Genomic DNA, 18,918 nt, shown 5'->3' with positions numbered 1-18,918 from the left:
GCCCGACCTTGCGAACGATCAGTCTGACGCAGTGACGCCCCCCTTGCTGCGTATTTCGTGAGGCCCGGCGATCTATCTGGGGAGAGATCAGCCGGGCCTCACGAACAGCCCTGCTCGGCACTCCGTCGCTCGACCTGCGCCCGGCAGATGCGCCCCGTACCCCCGCGTAGACTGAGGGGAACATCCCGGAGGACTCTGCATCGTCATGTCTGCCCCTGCCCGCGCGTTCACCGCGCGCCACATCCAGCTGTTGCGCGCGCTGATCGCAGCCGCCGCGGCGCTGATGATCACCTTCTCTTCCGACCACTCGGCTCCGGTCGGGCTGGCCGTGTTCAGCGGCTTCGTGTTCGTGACCGCCCTGGTGCAGATCCTGGCCGCCTGGCTCGTGCTGCCTGCGGGATCCCGCTGGTCCTCGATCCTCCAGGCCGCATTCGGCCTCATCGCCGGCATGGTCAGCGGCATCCCGATGTGGCGCACGGATGACCTGTTCTTCGTCGTCGTGGTCACGTGGGCGCTGTTCACCGGAGGAATCGAGCTGCTCGCCGGCATCCGCGCCCGCCGCACGGCGGATCCGCTCGCCCGCGACGCGATCACGGTCGGTGCCTTCGGCATCCTGCTCGCGGGAGCGCTGCTGCTGATCCCCGCCGGGTTCCTCCAGGAGTACACCATCGACAAGGCCGGCACTTTCGTGCTGTCCGGCATCATCCTCGGTGTGGGGCTGTTCGGCGGATACGCGGCGATCGTCGCGGTCTTCCTCGGCATCGCCGGCCTGACCCCGCGTCGCGCCGACGCCGTGGCGGACCCCGCCGCGGTTGCGGGTGACGATGCCCCTGACACTGCACAGAGCGCGACTCCGACGTCGGCTGAGCTCGGAGGAGACCGATGAGCGACGAGAAACCGACCCGGCGCGACATCCTGCGTCCGCTACACCTGCTGGGCATCGCCTTGGCGTGCGGCGTCTTCGCGATGATCGTGACGCTGGTCTCGACCGGCGCCTTCACGTCGCGGGTGAACACCGCGATCGCGAACGGCACCTACGACGGCCTGACCCCGGTCATGCTCGGACTCGTGGTCGGCGGCGGTGCGTTCATCGCGACGCTGCTGATCCTGGCGATGCTGATCCTGGCCGTCGACCCGGCCGATGTCACCAAGACCGTCGACCGTCCGGTGCTCTACGACCCCGAGCCCGAGGGGGATGCGGGTACCGCTGCCTCCGGCGACGCGGAGCCTGGCCGCACGGACTGATTCCGGAACCCCGCGGTCAGCCCCGGCCGGCGTCCATAACTCCGGAAGACTGACGCTTTCTGCGCCCGGGCTTCCCGTGGTTGCGCGGACCGCTCACCCGAACCCCCGCGGTTCTCCGGAGTTATGAACGGCCGGCGTCGGCGCCGGGGCTCCAGAAACACAGAAAACGCACCTGCGCGGTCTGCGCGAGGTGCGTCTTCTGTTCTGCGGTGGTGAGGCTCAGCGGGCCAGACGCTCGGCGATGCCGGTGTAGGTGGCGGGGGTCAGGGCGAGCAGGCGCTGCTTGGCCGCGTCGCCGATCTCCAGCCCCTGCACGAACTCGGCGAGTTCGGCCGCGCCCACACGGTGTCCGCGCGTGAGCTCCTTCAGGAGGGCGTACGGGTCGGTGATGGTCGAGCGACCGGCGACGACCTCGGCGCGGATGACGGTCTGGATGGCCTCGGCGAGCACTTCCCAGTTCACGTCGAGATCCGCGAGCAGCACGTGGCGCGAGAGCGAGATCTCGTTCAGGCCCCGCCGCAGGTTGTCGAGCGCGAGCAGCGAGTGCCCGAACGCGACGCCGATGTTGCGCTGCGTGGTGGAGTCGGTGAGGTCGCGCTGCAGGCGGCTCGTGACGAGCGTCTGCGACAGGGAGCCGAGCAGAGCGCCGGAGAGCTCGAGGTTCGCTTCGGCGTTCTCGAACCGGATCGGGTTGATCTTGTGCGGCATGGTCGACGAGCCTGTGGCACCGGCGACCGGGATCTGCGCGAAGTAGCCGAGCGAGATGTAGGTCCAGATGTCGGTGGCGAGGTTGTGCAGGATGCCGCCGGCGTGACGCACGCGGTCGTAGAGCTCGACCTGCCAGTCGTGCGACTCGATCTGCGTGGTGAGGATGTTGAAGCCCAGGCCGAGGCCTTCGACGTACTCGCGGGCGATGGTCGGCCAGTCGGCGTCGGGGTCCGCCGACAGGTGCGCCGACCAGGTGCCGGTCGCGCCGGAGAACTTGGCCAGGTAGTCGGATGCCGCGATCTGGTCGCGCACGCGCTCGAGACGCCACGCGAACACGGCGATCTCCTTGCCCATGGTCGACGGCGTCGCCGGTTGTCCGTGGGTGCGTGAGAGCATGGCGGCATCCGCGTGCTCCACGGCGAGTTCGCGCAGTTTGGCGATCACGCCGTCGAGCGCCGGAAGCCAGACGCTCTCGACCGCGCGCTTCACGGTGAGGGCGTAAGAGACCGAGTTGATGTCCTCGCTGGTGCAGGCGAAGTGGGTGAGCTCGGAGATCGCGTCGAGTCCGAGCGTCGAGAGGCGGTCACGCACGAGGTACTCGATGGCCTTGACGTCGTGACGGGTGACGGCTTCCTTCTCGGCGAGCCAGTCGATCTCGTTCTGACCGAAGTCGCGGTAGAGCGCACGCAGGCGCTCCTTGTCGGCGTCGGACAGCGGGGACGTCTCGAACAGCGACCGATCGGTCAGGGCGATCAGCCACTCCACCTCCACCTCGACCCGGGCCCGGTTGAGTCCGGCCTCCGAGAGGAAGTCGGCGAGTCCGGTCACGGCGGCGCGGTAGCGACCGTCGAGAGGGCTCAGGGGCTGCGGCGGAAGCGAAGGCTGGAAAGTCAGGGGAGTCCTCCTGATCGGGCCCCTCAGATGCGGGGCGTGCGGGGGAGACGAAGAGCGGGCTCGAGCTGGCGGAACAGGCCCCGCGTCGCCGTCTCAATCATACCGAGCACCGAATCGAACATGTCGGTGCCGGCGTAGTACGGGTCGGGGACGTCGTGCGTCGATGCGTCGGGGTCGAAGGCGAGCAGGAGCGTGACCTTGCCCTCCTGGTCTTCGTCCATCGCCCATTCGCGCAGGACCCGCTCGTGCGTGCGGTCGAGTGCCACGATCAGGTCGTTGTCGGCGAACGACGCCAGCGTGAACTGCTTGGCGCGGTGCTGGGAGCCGTCGTAGCCGCGGCGTGACAGTGAGTCGATCGTCCGGTGATCGGCGCGTTCGCCGAGGTGCCAGTCGCCGGTGCCGGCGCTGCGCGAGACGATGCGCGATCCGAGTCCCTGCCTCTCGGCGAGATCGCGGAACACCACCTCGGCCATGGGCGAGCGGCAGATGTTCCCCGTGCAGACGAAGATCACGCGGAAGGGATCCGGGGATGTCACTCACCTATTCTGCCCGTACCGGCCGATCCTGCACAGTTCTCAGAACTGTTCCTGCACGGTGCGGAGCGGAGGCGCGGGCTCCACAGCGGCCGCGAAGTCGTCGATCACCGGGTGTCGCAGGGGCGGATGCTGGGCGCATGTACTCCTTCGCAACTGCTGAATCCTGGTCTTCTGAGGGGCTCTGGTCCTGGTTCGTCGCCGGCCGTGAAGCCCGCGCCGCGCTGGATGCGGTCGAGGAGGCCGCCGGCAGTCTCCAGCAGCTCTCGACCGATGCCGACTGGCAGTCGCAGGGCATGCGCGCGCTGCATGAGCTGCTCGTGGAGCTGCAGCGGAGGGCGGAGGCGTTGATGGCCGAGCTGCATGTGCGCGACTGGGAGATCACGCGGGCGGGAGCATCGTGAGCGGCGACCTCGACATCCACCACGGCGGCGCCATCGCGGTTGACACGGATGCTCTGCGCGACGTCGGCACGCGACTCGCGGCAGTGGGCGTGCGCTTCGCTGACGCGCGCGCGGCGATCGCGCGGGCGCACGCGGTGGTCGCCGAGCAGCCCGGATTCGCGAGCGTCGATGCGGGTGCGTTGTCGGCGGCGGGGGATCGCGCCGCCGTGCTGGGTGGGGAGTGCGGCGACGCGGCGGTGGGCACGCTGCTCATGGCCGACGCCTTCGAGCTCGTCGAACTGCGCGCGCAGGCCCGGGCCATGGGGCTGGCCGACACCGCGCCGGCCGCGGCGCTGCAGGCACGCATCGAGCATCTGACCGCGTCCGACGAGAGGATCGCGACGATGGCGGACTGGCTCGTCGCGGGGTGGAAGGGCGGCCGGTTCGAGGGGCTGGGGGAGCAGTACGACCTCGGCGGACTGATGGCGCCGCTCTTCTCGGGAGGCGCGCTCGCCGGCATCCTGATCGGTCTCGGCACGGTGCGCCCCGGGATGACATTGCGCGGAGTCGCCGATCCGGTGACCGTGGCTCCCGTGCGCACGTCGACGCCGAGCAGTGCGCCGTCGAGCCTCGCCGACGCGTTCCGCCGCTTCCCCACCGCGCCCGGAGCGCAGGTGCGGATCGAGCAGTACGTGATGACGGATGGGACGAAGCGCTACATGGCGTACATCAAGGGATCCCAGTCGGTGGGGATCGGCGGGGCGGAGCCGTGGGACATGCGGTCGAACACGCAGCTGTACACGGGCGAGAAGTCGGCGTCGTATCAGGCCACGCTCGACGCGCTGGAGGCAGCGGGTGCCGAGCCGGGGGATCGCGTCGATATCGTGGCCCACTCCCAGGGTGGGGTGATCGCGGCGCACCTCGCGATGGAGAGCGAGTACGACGTGCAGGTGCAGATGACGGCGGGGAGTCCCGTCGAACCGACTCTCGACGATGATCAGCTGCTGATCCAATTGCGGCACACGGACGACGTCGTGTCGTCGCTCGCCGCCGGAGGTTCACCTGACGGCACTGGTTCGCCCGACAGCTTCACCGCGGAGCGAGAGGCGGATCCCGCGGCGGGACTGCAGGACCTCCTGCTCGCCCCGCACCAGCTCGACGCCTACATCGAGACCGCGGAGCAGGTCGACGCATCCGGAGACCCCCGTACGGCGGCGCTCGACGAACTCTGGTCAGAACTCGATGGCGCGATCGAGATCACCGCGACCGAGTATCACGCGGAGCGCGATGGCTGAGAGGTGGCGGCGAGAGGCCGACTCAGTCGCGCCGGGGCTTCTTGCTCTGCGGGCGCAGGATGAAGCCGAAGATGCCGTTGATCAGCGAGATGATCAACGCGGCCACCACGCCCCACCAGAAGTCGCCGACCGTGAGGCCCCAGCCGAAGCCGCTCGTGATCCAGGCGGTCAACCAGAGCAGGAAACCGTTGATCACGAAACCGATGAGGCCCAACGTGATGATGTAGAGCGGGAACGCGACGATCTTCACCACTGTGCCGATGATCGTGTTCACGAGCGCGAAGATCGCGGCCACCAGGAGCAGTGTGAGCACGAGCTGCAGCGTCTCGGCGGGCGGGAACGCGGTGATCTGCACCTGCAGGGCAGGCAGCAGCGTCACGACCCACAGGGCGAACGCATTGACGACGACTCGGATGATGAAACGCATGGTCCGTCCAGTCTTCCACGATCGCCGCGCGATGTCAGCGGTTCGGGTCAGCGTCGATGCCGCCGCAGCAGCTCGGCGATCTCCGGAAGGTCCGCCTTGCTTTGTGCGGCGCGGAGGATGAGGTTGAAGGCAGCGTCGGTATCCATTTCTATGACAACCCCGTTCATCTCGAGGAACGTGAGCGTGAGCACCCAGGAGAATCGCTTGTTGCCATCGATGAGTGGATGGTTCTGGCTCAACGACGAGAGCAGCGCCGCCGCTTTGACTTCGAGTTCTGGGTAGGCCTCGACTCCGAACATCGAACTCGAGGGCCGAGCGAGCGCGGAGGACAGAAGTCCGATGTCGCGAATATGCAGGCCGAGCACATCGAGAACGCCTACCGCATGCGGCAGCTCGATGAATCGGGTCATGCGTCTTCGAGCTTCTTCAGCAGCTCGGAGTAGCGGTCGGCGACGCCGCGCGCGATCGAGACGGCCTCTTCAGTCGTCACCTCCTCGCGGAGGAAGCGGTCGGCCGCTTCGATCAGGAGGGCGTGCTTGGAAGTGTGCCGTCGCGAAGCCAGCTCACCGAGCTGCGCATCGAGTTCTTCCGGAAGTCGCACTGTCATCGCCATACCAAAATGGTACTACGGTGACGTCGACCTCGACGGGAAGCCGCAGAATCCCCTGCTTCCGGGACGCCGCGCTCGCCCCGACTTCTAGACTCATGACTGTGACCGAGCCGATCCTGCCCCGCATCCGTCCCGCCATCGCCGCCCTCGCGCCGTATCGCCAGGGCAAGCAGGCGGGCCCGGACGCGTTCAAGCTGTCGAGCAACGAGAACCCGTTCGATCCGCTCCCCTCGGTGATCGCGGCGCTCCAGCACACGACGCCGATCAATCGCTACCCGGACGCCACCGCCACCCGCCTGCGCGAGCGCCTCGGTGCGCGCCACGGCGTCGAGCCCGACCAGGTGCACGTCGCCGCGGGAAGCGTGTCGATCCTGCATCAGCTGATCCTCGCGACCGCCTCGGTCGGCGATGAGGTCATCTACGCGTGGCGCTCGTTCGAGGCGTACCCCAGCCTGCCGCTCGTCGCCGGAGCGACCGGGGTGCAGGTGCCCCTCACGGCGGAATCGCGCCACGACCTCGATGCGATGGCGGATGCCGTGACCGATCGCACGCGTGCGATCATCCTGTGCACCCCCAACAACCCGACCGGCCCGATCATCACGAGCGCCGAGTTCGCGGCCTTCGTCGCCCGCGTCCCGTCCGACATCCTGATCATTCTGGATGAGGCATATGCCGAGTTCGTGACCGCGACCGATGCGGTCGACGGGCTGGCGGAGCGCGTCTTCGAAGCGCACCCGAACGTGGTCGTGCTGCGTACCTTCTCCAAGGCGTACGGTCTGGCCGGACTGCGCATCGGCTACGCGATCGGCAACGAGAAGGTGCTCGATGCGGCCCGCACCACCGGCATCCCGCTGTCGGTCACGTCCGCGGCCGAGAACGCCGCGATCGCCAGCCTCGATGCAGAGGCCGAACTCCTCGAACGCGTCGCGGTGATCGTCGAGCGCCGTACGCTCCTGGTCGACGGCCTCCGCGCGCAGGGCTGGGATGTGCCGGACGCGCAGGCGAACTTCGTCTGGCTGCCGACCGGAGACGGCACGGATGACGCCGCTGCCGCCTTCGTCGCAGCCGACCTGATCGTGCGCCCGTTCTCGGGCGACGGCATCCGCATATCCGTCGGGGAGCATGAGTCCGTGGAGAAGGTCCTACAGGTTTCCGCATCCATTGTGCGGACCCTCCAGCCCGAGGACTCGAACCTCGGATAGCGTGGAACGGTGACCTCGTCAGAGACTGAACTCGTCCGCGTCCTCGAGGCGGATGGCCGCTTCGCGCCCAGTCCGGCTGCCGAACAGTATCTGCCGTTGATCGAAGCGATCAGCGGCGCAGAGCTCGAGCAGTTCTACCGGGACATGGTCGTCATCCGTGCCATCGACACCCAGGCGACCAACCTGCAGCGCCAGGGACAGCTCGCCCTGTGGCCGCCGAGCCGGGGGCAGGAGGCGGCGCAGGTCGGCTCCGGTCGCGCCGCCCGTGCGCAGGACACGATCTTCCCCTCGTACCGCGAGCACGCGGTCACGCGCATCCGCGGCGTCGACCCGGTCGACATCATCAAGCTGATGCGCGGCGTCTCGCACGGCGGGTGGGACCCCACAGACCCGAAGAACGGCAACACGCGGCTGTACACGCTGGTGCTCGGTTCCCAGGTGCTGCACGCCACCGGCTACGCCATGGGACTCGAGTTCGACGGCAAGTCCGGCACCGGCGACGTCGACCGCGACGCCGCGGTCATCGTCTACTACGGCGACGGCGCCTCCAGCCAGGGGGACGTGCACGAGGCGATGGTCTTCGCTGCGAGCTACCAGGCGCCGACCGTCTTCTTCCTGCAGAACAACCAGTGGGCCATCTCCGTCCCGGTCGCGACCCAGTCGCGGGTTCCGCTCGTGCAGCGCAGCGCCGGCTACGGCATCCCGAGCGTCCGCGTCGACGGCAACGATGTGCTCGCCAGCTACGCCGTGTCGCGCGTCGCCCTCGACGAGGCCCGCAGCGGCAAAGGCCCGCGGGCGATCGAGGCGGTCACCTACCGACTCGGCGCCCACACCACGAGCGACGACCCCACGAAGTACCGCGGCAGCGATGAGGAGGAGTCCTGGGCGCTGCGCGACCCGATCGTCCGCATGCGCGCATTCCTCGAGAGCAAGGGCGCCTCGGCATCCTTCTTCGCGGATGTCGAGACCGAGGGAGCGGATGCTGCGGAGGACCTCCGTGCCCGCACCGTCGCGCTCGGCCCGCCGCCCGCCGGCAAGATCTTCGACCACGTCTACAGCGAGCCGCATCCGCTGATCGACGAGCAGAAGGCATGGCGCGCGCAGTACGAGGCGTCGTTCGAAGGAGACCAGGCATGACCCTCGAGACGATGCCGTTCAGCCGCGCGCTGAACGCCGGTATGCGCAAGGCCATGGAGAACGACCCGAAGGTCCTGCTCATGGGTGAGGACATCGGCAAGCTCGGCGGCGTCTTCCGCGTGACCGAGCACCTGCAGCGCGACTTCGGCGACCGTCGCGTGCTCGACACCCCGCTCGCGGAGTCCGGCATCGTCGGCACCGCGATCGGACTGGCGATGACGGGCTTCCGTCCGGTCATCGAGATCCAGTTCGACGGCTTCGTGTTCCCCGCGTTCGACCAGATCACCACCCAGCTCGCGAAGCTGACCAACCGGCACGAGGGCGCGCTGAGCCTGCCGATCGTGATCCGCATCCCCTACGGCGGGCACATCGGCGCGGTCGAGCACCACCAGGAGAGCCCGGAGGCGTACTTCGCGCACACCCCGGGGCTGCGCGTGGTGTCGCCCTCGACCCCGAACGACGCGTACTGGATGATCCAGGAAGCCATCGCGTCGAAGGACCCCGTGATCTTCATGGAGCCCAAGAGCAAGTACTGGCAGAAGGGCGAGGTCGACCTCGACGCGTCCGCCGTGCCGCTGCACGCCTCGCGCGTGGTGCGCACCGGCACCGACGTCACACTCGTCGGGCACGGGGCCATGGTCACGGTGCTGCTGCAGGCGGCCGCGCTCGCCGAAGCCGAGGGCACCAGCTGCGAGGTCGTCGACGTGCGCTCGCTGTCGCCGATCGACTATGCACCGATCCTCGACTCCGTGCGCAAGACCGGGCACATGGTCTACGTGCAGGAGGCGCAGGGCTTCACCAGCATCGGCAGCGAGGTCGCGGCGACCGTGATGGAGCGCGCGTTCTATGCGCTCGAGGCGCCGGTGCTGCGCGTCTCCGGGTACGACACCCCGTTCCCGCCCGCGAAACTCGAGGGCTCCTATCTGCCGGATGCCGACCGCATCCTCGAAGCCGTCGATCGCTCGCTGGCCTACTGACACCGCCGTTCCATGTTCACAACTCCTCCGAATCAGGCCGCAGAAGGACTGAATCTGCGTCAGAGTGGGGTGCGCCTCGCATCTCTGAGGAGTTATGAACGAGGCACCTTCCGAAAGGACCGCTCATGAGCACGCAGAACTTCAACCTCCCCGACGTCGGCGAGGGTCTGACCGAGGCCGAGGTCGTCACCTGGAAGGTCGCTCCCGGTGACAATGTCGCCATCAACGACGTGATCTGCGAGATCGAGACCGCGAAGTCGCTCGTGGAGCTGCCTTCGCCGCACGCCGGCGTCGTGGGCGAGCTGCTGGTCGCCGAGGGGACGACGGTCGAGGTCGGCACCCCGATCATCACCTTCGTGACGGAGGCGGCAGCTGCTCCGGCAGTGGCCGTGGCCCCTGCCCCGGAGGAGGGTGGCGGCTCGGTGCTCGTCGGCTACGGCACGGGCGGTGGCGCGACCTCCCGTCGCAAGCGCGCGGCCGAGCGTCCGGTGAGCTCCTCGGTCGGGGTGATCGCGAAGCCGCCGATCCGCAAGCTCGCCCGTGACCTCGGCGTCGACCTCACGACCGTCGCTCCCACGGGTGCCGACGGCGAGGTCACCCGTGATGACGTGATGAAGCACGCCTCGCAGGCGAGCGTGTTCCGCAACATCGAGACGCCCGAGTGGGGCGCCGTCCGTGAAGAGACCGTGCCGGCGCCGCAGAGCGCCCCGGCCGGACTCGCGCGTGGCATCGCCGCCCCGGCTGCCGCGGCGGGCGACGACAGCCGCACCGAGTCGATCCCGGTCAAGGGTGTGCGCAAGGCCACGTCGTCGGCGATGGTGCAGAGCGCGTACTCCGCGCCGCACGTGACGGTGTGGAAGGAGATCGACGCGAGCCGCACCATGGAGCTCGTCAAGCGCCTCAAGGCCTCGCCGGATTACGCCGACATCCGCGTCTCCCCGCTGCTGATCATGGCCCGCGCCGTGATCTGGGCCGCGCGCCGCACGCCGATGGTCAACGCCGCGTGGATCGAGACGGATGCCGGCGCCGAGATCGCCGTGCGCCACTACGTGAACCTCGGTATCGCGGCCGCCACGCCGCGCGGCCTGCTCGTGCCGAACATCAAGGACGCGCAGGACCTCGGCATGAAGGAGCTGGCTCGGGCGCTGAACCGCCTCACGGTCACCGCGCGCGAGGGCAAGACCAGCCCGGCCGATCAGCAGGGCGGCACCATCACGATCACCAACATCGGCGTCTTCGGCATGGACGCTGGTACGCCGATCATCAACCCCGGCGAGGCCGGCATCGTGGCGATGGGCACGATCAGCCAGAAGCCGTGGGTCGTCGACGGCGAGGTGCGTCCGCGTTGGGTGACCACGGTCGCCGGGTCCTTCGACCACCGCGTGATCGACGGCGACGGCATGAGCCGCTTCATCGCGGACGTGGCCTCGGTGCTGGAGGAGCCCGCGCTGCTGGTCGACTGACCGTTGCCCTTCGAGGGCGCTTCGCGAACGGGGTCATCGCCGCGCTCACCCGCTTGGGGTGAGCATCCCGACCGTCCCTGGCTGACCCGGTGCGAGCATGAGTCGCACATCGCTCGGATCAGAGGTGATGACGAGGCAGCACCGGGGTTCTCGCGTCGGTGAGGGCCGTCGCAGGGGCGATGGCCACTCGCTGCGCGTAGCTCACGCTCGCTTCCCGTTCATCCCGCTGAGAATCGGAGGCCGGATATGGTCGCGGCGATCTGGCAACTGGCACCGGTCGCGTTCGGGGTCATGGCGAGCCCCGTCGCCGTGATGGCGCTGGTCGGCATTCTGCTCTCGCAGAACCCCCAGCGAAACGGCGTCGCCTACCTCGTCGGTTGGGCGCTGTCCACGTCGACCGTTCTCGCGATCTGCCTCGTGGTCTTCACCGCTGCCGATGCGCCAGGCGCGTATCGCGAGGCCGGGTGGGTGCAGATGGTTCATCTGACCGTCGGAATCATCTGCATCGGCGGCGCGATCTGGACCTTCTTGCGCGCACGAACCGTGGTGGCGCGCGTCGCTGCTGCCCGCACGCCGGACGAGCTTGCGGCGGCAGCTCCACAGCTTCCCGGCATCGTGCGTTCCGTCGAGCGGTACACCCCCCGCGCGGTCTCTGCTTCTCGGGCTCGGAATCTTCATGAACCCCATGAACATCGCACTCGTCGCTGCAGCTGCCATCTCGCTCGTCGTCTCGGGACTGCGCCCCTTCCCGCTGGTACTGATCGTGTGCGGCTTCCTCGTCGCCGCAGCGCTCCCTGTCGCTGCGCCTGTCCTGACCGTCCTGATCCGCGGGGACAAGGCGGAGCCGATGCTGAGGGGCTTGAAGCAGTGGATGCTGCATCACAACGGGTACCTCAGTGCGGCCGTCCTGTTCATCGTCGGAGTTCTCCAGGTCGTGAAGGCGATACAGGGCTCGTGATGAGCGGGGTCCACCTGGCGCGGGTGTGAGCCGTGCGGAGGCTCCGGTGCGTCGCCTCACCTGGAGAGGATGAGGGCGTGATTGTTGTCCAGATGGCGTGGTGAAAACCTGAGCTTCCATGTATCCATAGCATCCGCCCGCAGGGGAGATCCAGGAGTCAATGATGGTGCAGAATGATGCCTCAGCGGCGATCCAGAAGCAGCAGGAAGCGCTGAGAACCACGCTCCCGTTCGAGGACGAACGAGACTTCGACGCGGCGGAACGAGGATTCATCGGCACGTTGAGTCCTGGTGTTGTACACGATGACGCAGGGAACATCGTCTGGAACGCCGACAGCTACGACTTCCTCGGAGGCAGCGCTCCCGACACGGTGAACCCGAGCCTGTGGCGGCAGTCCTCGCTCGCGGCCAAGCACGGACTCTTCGAGGTGGTCGAAGGGCTCTACCAGGTTCGCGGTTTCGATCTCTCGAACGTGAGCTTCGTCGAGTCCGATAACGGCGTGGTGGTCATCGATCCGCTGATCTCGAAGGAGACAGCGGCGGCGGCGCTCGGCTTGTACCGGGAACACCGCGGAGACCGCCCCGTGGTCGCGGTGATCTTCACCCACAGCCACATCGACCACTTCGGCGGGGTGTTCGGCATCGCGTCGAAGGAAGAGGTCGAATCGGGGAGCGTCCAGATCATCGCTCCAGAAGGCACCGTCGCTGAGGCAGTCGCCGAGAACGTCTTCGCGGGCATCGCAATGGGACGCCGGGCGGGCTACATGTACGGTGCGGCGTTGGAACGCGGGGCCAAAGGAGCGGTGGGCGCCGGGCTCGGGCAGACGACCTCTACGGGACACGCGGGCATCATCCCACCCACTATCGAGATCGCGCGGACCGGCGAGACTCACACGGTGGACGGCCTGGAGATCGAGTTTCAGATGGCTCCGGGCACGGAAGCACCGGCCGAGATGCACTTCCTGTTCCCGAAGTACGGAGCGCTCTGCATGGCGGAGAACGCCACGCACACCCTGCATAACCTGCTCACGCTCCGAGGGGCGCTGGTGCGCGACCCGCACGGATGGTCGCAGTACTTGACCGAGGCTATCGAGCGCTACGGCGACAGGGCCGACGTGCTCTTCGCCTCCCACCATTGGCCCACCTGGGGGAACGCGGAGATCCGAGAGTTCCTCGGCCTGCAGCGCGACCTCTACGCGTATCTCCATGATCAGACTCTTCGGATGATCAACCAGGGCATGACGGGCGCCGAGATCGCGGAGGAGATCGTGTTGCCTCCGGTCCTCGAGAACTCCTGGCACGCACGCGGCTACTACGGCAGCGTGAGCCACAACGTGAAAGCGATCTACCAGCGCTACATGGGATGGTTCGATGGCAACCCTGCACGACTGTGGCCGCATCCGCCCAAGGCACTCGGCGAACGGTACGTCGCTCTCGCCGGCGGAATCGAGCGGATCGTCGAAGCTGCCGAGGCTGCCTACGATGGCGGTGACTTCCGATGGGCGGCGACGCTCCTCGACCATGCGATCTTCACTGATCCTGAGAACGCCGCGGTGCGGGACCTCTACGCGGCGACGCTCGAACAACTTGCCTACGGCGCCGAGAACGGAACGTGGCGGAACTTCTACATGTCGGGCGCAACGGAGCTGCGCTCGGGGAACTTCGGGACGCCGACGACCACCAACGCACCGGAGATTCTCGCTCAGCTCACGGCGGAGCAGCTCTTCGACTCGGTCGCGATCTCGGTGGACGGGCCGAGTGCCTGGGAGCTCGATCTCGCGCTCGATTTCACGCTCACGGACGAAGGCCGGAACTTCCGGGTCACCCTGCGAAACGGCGTGCTGGTCTACATTGCGAAGGATGCGGATCCCGCGACGGCGAAAGCAGCGTTGTCACTCACGAAAGCGCGTCTTCTGGCGCTGGTCGCGGGAGACGTCGAGAGTTCCGGAGTGGAGATCTCGGGCGACGCCAGTGCCCTCAGCACGCTGACGTCCGTCTTGACTGCCGGCGATCCCTCCTTCAACATAGTGACGCCCTGAACAACGGAGCCGGACCGAGCGGCGTCGAGAGCGGCAGATCCGACGTCGCCGCGCTGGTTCGAACGGGTTCGCGACGAGAAGGATCTGGGAGGTCGACAAGACGATGATCGACGAGACAGCAGGAGAGCAGAGCCGGCACGGTGTGCGGCGCCGCACACTCCTGGCCGGAGCAGCGTGGTCTGTCCCCGTGATCGCGATAGCGACCGCGACGCCGCTCGCTGCGGCGTCCACAGGTGCACGTGGCCGGTTCGTGATCGAGTCGATGCTCGGCGGTACATGGGTGAATCCGCAGTACTACGGTGCGTCGATCCAGATGCGCAATGACGACACCCAGGCCACCACACTTCCTGCGGAGCCGATCACCAGCGGGGTTGTCGTGGTGACCTTCGCATCCGTCGATGTCGGTGTGGTGCAGCCCGCCATCATCGCCAACGCCGGCGGGAGCAGCCCCGTCGTCGGTGCGCTCCCTGCAACCGATCCGACATGGACGTCGCTCGGCGCGAGTGACAACGGCGATGGGACCGTTTCCTACACGTTGAGCTTCGTGGGATCGATTTCCGGACAGGGCGTCACCCATGTCAGTTTCGGTGTCCTCGGGTCGGCTCCGTTGCATTCGGGCATCTCGGTTTCCGTCCAGGCCACGGGGTCGCCCACCGACGGATCGACGAGTTCCCGCACAGTGACCCTGTTCTGACCGACCAGCCACAGCGCAGGTCGTCACGTGCCGGGCGACGCCGAAGGGCCGTTCGCAGCGGCGGAGCCTCTTCGTCTCGGCGACCGGATCAGCCGTCGCTACGCGGTGCGACCTCCTCGGTCTCGCCGACCACGTCCATCGACGTCCGACGCGTCTCCTTCCGGCTCATGATCGCCAGGCCGATGACCGCGACCCCGGCGAGGGCGGCGGGAACGAGGAAGACGAGCGGGAGACCGATCGCCGCTGCTCCCAGGCCGCCGGTGAGGCCGCCGAGGGCGGAGCTGATCGCGGTCGAGCTGATGAAGATCGCGGATGCGGTGGCCACGGCTGTGGGCAGGAGTCGCTGGGCGACGATGATGCCGAGGGCGGCGAAGACACCCCAGACCACTCCCATCAGGATCTGCCCGGCGAAGAGTCCGGCCGCGGTCCCGGAGAGGGCGAAGAAGAGGTTCGCGCCGACGCCGCACGCCGCGGCGAAAGTCATCAGCCGGACCATTCCCATCCGGCGCCCGACGACGACGGCCAGAGGCATCAGGGCGAGCTCGACCAGGGGCTGGATGCCGATGATCGCTCCGCTGAGCTCGGGGGCGAGCTGCAGCTGCTCGTTCATGTACAGCGGGAGGAACGCGTACTTCACGGACTCGCCTGCGTAGACGCAGATGTACAGCGCCGTGAAGGCCAGCAGCGGCAGCATCGCACGCAGGGTCGGCGCGCTCTTCGCTGCCCGAGCGGATCCCCGGGGCGACTGCTCCTCGCTGAGCGGTGGGGTGCTGCGGAGGGTTCCGAGGGGGACGATCTGAGCGAGCGTGGCGACGGCGACGAACACCAACATCGTGCGATAGCCCGCAGAGGCGGCGAGGAACGATCCGAGCACCGGACCGATCACCCATCCGGCCGTCAGGGCCATCCGCACGACCGCGACGACACCGTCGTTCGCGACGGTCGGTTGCGCCGTGAGCTCGTCGTGGATCGCGGCGAACAGCTGGGAGGTCGCCGCACCGGCGAAGCCGAGAACGACCGCGCTGATCACGAACGGCATCCACAACTCGGTCGAGTACGCGATGCCCAACCACCCCAGGAATCCGCCGACCGCACAGATGCGGAAGAGGCCGAGTCGTCGACCCGTGCGGTCCGAGCGTGCGCCGACGAGGTAACCGGCGACGGGCGCCGTGAGACTGGTCAGGTAGTAGAGGCCGGCGACCGTGAACGACGCCCCGAGTTCGGTGATCAGGAACGAGGCGATCAGCGGCGCCGCCGCGGACATGCCCAGCCCGGAGAGGAACAGCGCGAGCGTCGAAGCCCGATACAGCGGGTGGGACAGGACGACGCGGATGGTCGAGGCCTTGGCGGGGGCGAGCGTCGCGCCTCCGCCGTCAGTCATCCGTGGCTCCGGCGATCAGCACATCGACGCCGGCCGCGCGGAGCTGGTCGAGCACGTCGGCGGGAGCGGATTCGTCGGTGACGACCACGTCGACGGCTGTCAGCGCGCACACCACGGACATCGCCGATCGCGTGAACTTCGCCCCCTCGGCGATGAGGACCACGCGGCGCCCAGCGGCGATCATCGCCCGCTTGGCCGCCGCGTCATCGAGGTCATACGCGGTGACTCCCGAGTCGAGGGACGCCCCGCAGCAGCTGAGGAACACCGTGTCGAAGCGGAGGTCTCGCAGCGATCGTTCGACGAGCGGACCGACGATCGATCCCTCCTCCGGGCTCACCGAGCCGCCGGGCAGGATGATCCGCACGGTCGCGCTCCGCGTGAGAGCCTCGAGTGCCTGCACGCTGAAGGGCATCACGGTCAGGCGTCGGCTCGCGAGCTGCTGGGCGACGGCCGCCCCCGTCGTGCCGCTGTCGACGCCCACCGCCTCACCGTCGAGGACCAGCGAGGCGGCGAGCTGCGCGATCCGCTCCTTCGGCCCTGACGCCTCGAGCCGTCGCATCGAATAGGGCAGGCCTTCCCCGCGGAGCGCGACGCTGACGGCGCCGCCGCGTACCCTTCGCAGCACGCCGGCGCGCGCGAGCTGATCGAGGTCGCGCCGCACCGTCACCTCGGACACGGAGAACTCGGACGCCACGTCGGCGACGTTCACGCGCCCGGTGGCATAGAGGGCCTCGAGGATGGCGTCGTGTCGGGATGATCCACTCATGATCCGAACATACATCAGAAATGTTTCATTCGAACAATGGAAGTTTCTCTTTGAGAGTCCCGCGCTGCCTGTCAGGTGCCTCTTTCGATCCGTCCAGGCGTGCTATCGAGGGAGATCGGGGGACCAGCACCTAGAACCCGGCGCTCATAAAACGCACATTATGATGTTCGTACAATCATGTACTCTGATCGTTCTCACGACGGATCGGAAGGAGCATCATGACGAATCACGTTCTCGTGGACTTCGGCGAGGTCATCAGCCATGTGCAGAGCCCTGCCGCGATGCGGACCATGGCCGAGCTGTTGGGAGTGCCGGCGAGAGCATTCACCGAGCGCTACTGGGGCTCACGCGCGTCCTATGACCGCGGCCTCGCGGCGTACGACTACTGGCAGCTCGTCGCCGGGCGCCCTGTCCGTGGCGAGGAGCTTCTCCTGCTGCGACGGCTGGATGTCGAGGGGTGGACGCGCCTGAACTTCGAGACCATCGCCGTGCTCCGCGAGGCGCGCCGACGCGGTGCGCAGTTGACTTTGCTCTCGAACGCGCCGAGCGATCTCGCTGTCGAGGTGCGGGCATCCTCCGTGCTGGCGGAGATCTTCACTCTCATGGTGTTCAGTGCAGAGCTGCGGCTGGCGAAGCCCGACGGCGAGATCTTCGACACCGCGCTCGCACTCGCCGAATCCACGCCGCAGGACACGCTGTTCGTGGATGACCGGTGGGAGAACATCCGTGCGGCAGGTGCTCGCGGCATTCGTACGCATCGGTTCACCACGGCGCAGGAACTGCAGGCGGTGCTCGCAGGCATCCACTTCGGCGACCGCCAGCCGCGTCCGTGGTGGACCCGCCGTCGTGCGGCGCGGTCCGTGAGCGCACCCGGCTGAGGGGTCAAGACACGCCGTGTCCCTGCATCCGGCTGCGGCGCGTCGTGACCCCTCGCGAAGGAGATGGTCGCGCTACGTGGTCGCGCTATGCGGTCGCGCGCAGGCGCTGCTCGGCCAGCAGCGGTACGGCGTGCTCCCTAGCGGCCTGGCGCGCGGTGGCGACGGCACCGCGGGAGACCACCTCGGCGCCGAGGCTCGAGGCGAGGATCTCGGGAGCGGGAAGGTGCAGCTCCTCCGGCAGGATGCGTCGTGCCGCGGCCAGCACCGGCTCGATGCTCTCGGCGACGGCTCCGCACACGATCACGCGCGCGGGGTCGTACATGCTGCCGAGCACGCCGACGATGCGGGCGACGGTCGCGCCGACGCGTGAGGTGACGAGGAGGGCATCCGCATCTCCCGACGCGGCGAGCGTCAGCACGAGGCGCGGGTCGATGCGGTCGCCCTCGACCAGTCGGCCGACCGCGCTGCCGGCGGCGATCTCACCGGCGTCCACGGCCGAGCGCACCTGGTCCTGCACGGCGTAGCGGAGACCGAAGGCCGAGCCGACGCCGACGATGTGGTCGAACACCACCCCCTCGCCGACACCGCCGTGCGCGCCGTGCAGCACGTGGCCGTCGACCACCACACCACCGCCGAATCTCTCGCTCGCGAGCAGGGCGACGTAGTCGCGGCATCCGATCGCTGCGCCCTCCGTGCCCTCCGCGATGGCGGCCAGTTGCGCGTCGTTCTTGATCTGCACGACCGGCGCCCACCCGTGCAGGGCTTCGGCGAGACCGGGGTTGGTGCGCTCCCAGAACCCCTCGGGATGCGGGGGAGAGATGCCGTTTCGGTTCACGGGTGCTGCCACACCGACGCACAGCGCCAAGACATCGTCTCGCGTGACGCCGGCCTCGGCCAGGGCGTCGTCCATCCGCTCGAGGATGGTCGCTCGGCGTGCGGCTGCGGACTGCTCGGGCTCGAGATCGACGCGATGGTGCACGAGCGTGCGGTCGAGCGGGTCGGCGACGGTCACCGCGAGGTGCGTGTCGCCCGCGTCGACGCCGACGACGACCCCGAGTTCCGACGACAGCACGAAGCGCCGGGAGGGGCGACCGGAGCGGTAGCTGCCGGCGGCGCGCGCGTTCGGGAGCTCGCGCAGGAGCGCGGCACCGAGGAGCGTGTCGATCGCGTCGATCGCGGTGGAGCGGGTCAGCGAAGTGCTCGCCATCGCCTCGGTCGCGGTGAACTCGCCGGCCGTCCAGGCGAAGTCGAGGACGGCGCCGACGCTCGCGCGTCCGGTGCCCAGGTCTGCGGAGACTTCTGTCACAGCACTTGACCTCCCTGTCGTCC

At 68.2% G+C, this 18,918-nt stretch carries 20 protein-coding genes and 1 pseudogene; 13 read left to right on the top strand and 8 right to left on the bottom strand.

The annotated features are described in order from the left end of the window. Window positions 1-205: 205 nt before the first annotated feature. Both FB560_RS15670 and FB560_RS15665 read left to right on the top strand, forming a co-directional pair. On the top strand, window positions 206-886 hold the full coding sequence (locus FB560_RS15670) for an acyl-CoA synthetase (protein ID WP_141873453.1): 681 nt from the start codon (window positions 206-208) through the stop codon (window positions 884-886). Further along, window positions 883-1,245 carry a hypothetical protein gene (locus tag FB560_RS15665; protein WP_141873452.1) on the top strand — a complete coding sequence of 121 codons (363 nt, stop codon included), beginning with the start codon at window positions 883-885 and terminating at the stop codon, window positions 1,243-1,245. Before FB560_RS15670 ends, FB560_RS15665 begins: the two co-directional genes overlap by 4 nt. A 219-nt stretch (window positions 1,246-1,464) precedes the next feature. On the opposite strand, the gene purB is transcribed toward FB560_RS15665, so the two are convergent. Both purB and FB560_RS15655 read right to left on the bottom strand, forming a co-directional pair. Next, window positions 1,465-2,847 (bottom strand): adenylosuccinate lyase, encoded by a 1,383-nt coding sequence (purB, locus tag FB560_RS15660; RefSeq protein ID WP_141873451.1) that lies wholly within the window; start codon window positions 2,845-2,847, stop codon window positions 1,465-1,467. 23 nt (window positions 2,848-2,870) lie between these two features. Then, a complete protein-coding gene (locus tag FB560_RS15655; protein ID WP_188894994.1) occupies window positions 2,871-3,383 on the bottom strand; it encodes a low molecular weight protein-tyrosine-phosphatase in 513 nt (170 codons plus the stop codon). A gap of 137 nt (window positions 3,384-3,520) precedes the next feature. Here FB560_RS15655 and FB560_RS15650 point away from each other — a divergent pair, with 137 nt between their 5' ends. Then, window positions 3,521-3,784 (top strand): hypothetical protein, encoded by a 264-nt coding sequence (locus FB560_RS15650; RefSeq protein WP_141873450.1) that lies wholly within the window; start codon window positions 3,521-3,523, stop codon window positions 3,782-3,784. Continuing rightward, a complete protein-coding gene (locus tag FB560_RS15645; protein WP_141873449.1) occupies window positions 3,781-5,058 on the top strand; it encodes a hypothetical protein in 1,278 nt (425 codons plus the stop codon). The genes FB560_RS15650 and FB560_RS15645 overlap by 4 nt, the downstream gene beginning before the upstream one ends. A 22-nt stretch (window positions 5,059-5,080) precedes the next feature. Here the strand turns inward: FB560_RS15645 and FB560_RS15640 are convergent, their stop codons facing one another. The 3 genes from FB560_RS15640 to FB560_RS15630 are packed head-to-tail and all read right to left on the bottom strand — an operon-like array spanning window position 5,081 to window position 6,098. Further along, window positions 5,081-5,485: a phage holin family protein gene (locus tag FB560_RS15640; protein ID WP_141873448.1), complete on the bottom strand. Its 405-nt coding sequence runs from the start codon at window positions 5,483-5,485 to the stop codon at window positions 5,081-5,083. A 47-nt stretch (window positions 5,486-5,532) separates the two neighbouring features. Then, window positions 5,533-5,895 (bottom strand): type II toxin-antitoxin system death-on-curing family toxin, encoded by a 363-nt coding sequence (locus tag FB560_RS15635; protein WP_141873447.1) that lies wholly within the window; start codon window positions 5,893-5,895, stop codon window positions 5,533-5,535. Further along, complete coding sequence (locus FB560_RS15630) at window positions 5,892-6,098, bottom strand: ribbon-helix-helix protein, CopG family (protein ID WP_141873446.1); 207 nt, start codon at window positions 6,096-6,098, stop codon at window positions 5,892-5,894. Before FB560_RS15630 ends, FB560_RS15635 begins: the two co-directional genes overlap by 4 nt. Before the next feature lie 92 nt (window positions 6,099-6,190). Between FB560_RS15630 and FB560_RS15625 the strand changes: the two genes are divergently transcribed. The 8 genes and pseudogenes from FB560_RS15625 (at window position 6,191) to FB560_RS15595 (ending at window position 14,564) form a co-directional block, all read left to right on the top strand. Further along, a complete protein-coding gene (locus FB560_RS15625) occupies window positions 6,191-7,297 on the top strand; it encodes a histidinol-phosphate transaminase (RefSeq protein WP_188894992.1) in 1,107 nt (368 codons plus the stop codon). A 9-nt stretch (window positions 7,298-7,306) separates the two neighbouring features. Continuing rightward, window positions 7,307-8,434 (top strand): thiamine pyrophosphate-dependent dehydrogenase E1 component subunit alpha, encoded by a 1,128-nt coding sequence (locus FB560_RS15620; RefSeq protein ID WP_141873444.1) that lies wholly within the window; start codon window positions 7,307-7,309, stop codon window positions 8,432-8,434. Then, the gene (locus FB560_RS15615; RefSeq protein ID WP_141873443.1) at window positions 8,431-9,411 is read left to right on the top strand and encodes an alpha-ketoacid dehydrogenase subunit beta; all 981 of its coding nucleotides are present in this window, start codon (window positions 8,431-8,433) and stop codon (window positions 9,409-9,411) included. The genes FB560_RS15620 and FB560_RS15615 overlap by 4 nt, the downstream gene beginning before the upstream one ends. Before the next feature lie 125 nt (window positions 9,412-9,536). Further along, window positions 9,537-10,874, top strand: coding sequence for a dihydrolipoamide acetyltransferase family protein (locus tag FB560_RS15610; RefSeq protein WP_141873442.1), 1,338 nt, complete (start codon window positions 9,537-9,539; stop codon window positions 10,872-10,874). A gap of 246 nt (window positions 10,875-11,120) precedes the next feature. Next, window positions 11,121-11,399, top strand: a pseudogene (locus FB560_RS21210) (GAP family protein); the annotation flags it as partial. Between the two features lie 58 nt (window positions 11,400-11,457). After that, window positions 11,458-11,832 carry a GAP family protein gene (locus FB560_RS21070; protein WP_170198180.1) on the top strand — a complete coding sequence of 125 codons (375 nt, stop codon included), beginning with the start codon at window positions 11,458-11,460 and terminating at the stop codon, window positions 11,830-11,832. Window positions 11,833-11,995: 163 nt separating this feature from the next. Further along, window positions 11,996-13,870 carry an alkyl/aryl-sulfatase gene (locus FB560_RS15600; RefSeq protein WP_141873440.1) on the top strand — a complete coding sequence of 625 codons (1,875 nt, stop codon included), beginning with the start codon at window positions 11,996-11,998 and terminating at the stop codon, window positions 13,868-13,870. A 103-nt stretch (window positions 13,871-13,973) separates the two neighbouring features. Further along, window positions 13,974-14,564 carry a hypothetical protein gene (locus FB560_RS15595; protein WP_141873439.1) on the top strand — a complete coding sequence of 197 codons (591 nt, stop codon included), beginning with the start codon at window positions 13,974-13,976 and terminating at the stop codon, window positions 14,562-14,564. Between the two features lie 88 nt (window positions 14,565-14,652). Here FB560_RS15595 and FB560_RS15590 read toward each other — a convergent pair whose 3' ends face one another. Next, the gene (locus tag FB560_RS15590) at window positions 14,653-15,945 is read right to left on the bottom strand and encodes an MFS transporter (RefSeq protein ID WP_141873438.1); all 1,293 of its coding nucleotides are present in this window, start codon (window positions 15,943-15,945) and stop codon (window positions 14,653-14,655) included. After that, a complete protein-coding gene (locus FB560_RS15585; RefSeq protein WP_141873437.1) occupies window positions 15,938-16,711 on the bottom strand; it encodes a DeoR/GlpR family DNA-binding transcription regulator in 774 nt (257 codons plus the stop codon). Before FB560_RS15585 ends, FB560_RS15590 begins: the two co-directional genes overlap by 8 nt. Before the next feature lie 218 nt (window positions 16,712-16,929). Here FB560_RS15585 and FB560_RS15580 point away from each other — a divergent pair, with 218 nt between their 5' ends. Beyond that, on the top strand, window positions 16,930-17,589 hold the full coding sequence (locus FB560_RS15580) for an HAD-IA family hydrolase (protein WP_141873436.1): 660 nt from the start codon (window positions 16,930-16,932) through the stop codon (window positions 17,587-17,589). 85 nt (window positions 17,590-17,674) lie between these two features. Here FB560_RS15580 and FB560_RS15575 read toward each other — a convergent pair whose 3' ends face one another. Then, window positions 17,675-18,895: an ROK family protein gene (locus tag FB560_RS15575; protein ID WP_141873435.1), complete on the bottom strand. Its 1,221-nt coding sequence runs from the start codon at window positions 18,893-18,895 to the stop codon at window positions 17,675-17,677. Between the last annotated feature and the right edge of the window lie 23 nt (window positions 18,896-18,918).

It is taken from the genome of Microbacterium saperdae, from assembly GCF_006716345.1.
GTDB classification, from domain to species: domain Bacteria; phylum Actinomycetota; class Actinomycetes; order Actinomycetales; family Microbacteriaceae; genus Microbacterium; species Microbacterium saperdae.
This window is presented reverse-complemented; position numbering and strand designations above follow the sequence as displayed.